We start from the raw sequence: 502 nt of genomic DNA on the forward strand, positions 1-502 counted from the left end.
AATGCCACAAGCCATACAGCTAGGGACACTGTGAATTTCCTCAGGGCGAATAACATTGCATTTATTAATGACTGGCCTGCCAAAAGCCCTGATCTGAATCCCATTGAACACCTTTGGGATAATTTGGACCAGCGTGTTAGACGTCGCCCTATTCCACCGTCAAACGTCATTCAGCTAAGACAAGCCTTAATTCAGGAATGGAACAACATTCCACAAGCCGAAATCAATACGCTTATCCGTTCTATGCGCCAACGATGCCAGGCAGTCCTTCATGCTGAAGGTGGTCATACCCGGTATTAATTTGTGAATTTGGTGGGCGACCCCTTCTGCATTTTAACTACCATTTCACTACTTTTTGATAAACCCTCAGCAATAATTTTTTTCACACAAATACGCAATAAAATACTCTTTCAATACATATAAATCTAGTTTCATCCAGATTTTCAAATGTGTGTATATCTGCACTTAAACACAGGGGAAGTTTCTTTTTTGGTTCAGTATA

1 protein-coding gene is annotated in these 502 nt (G+C 40.6%); it reads left to right on the top strand.

Going from position 1 to position 502, the window contains the following annotated elements; translation table 11 throughout:
• The coding region (locus F1381_RS28000; protein WP_187355603.1) for a transposase at positions 1-300 on the top strand (300 nt) is incomplete at its 5' end.
• Positions 301-502: the final 202 nt, after the last annotated feature.

It is taken from the genome of Paenibacillus tengchongensis (genome assembly GCF_008973665.1).
Classification (GTDB): Bacteria; Bacillota; Bacilli; order Paenibacillales; family Paenibacillaceae; genus Paenibacillus_AQ; species Paenibacillus_AQ tengchongensis.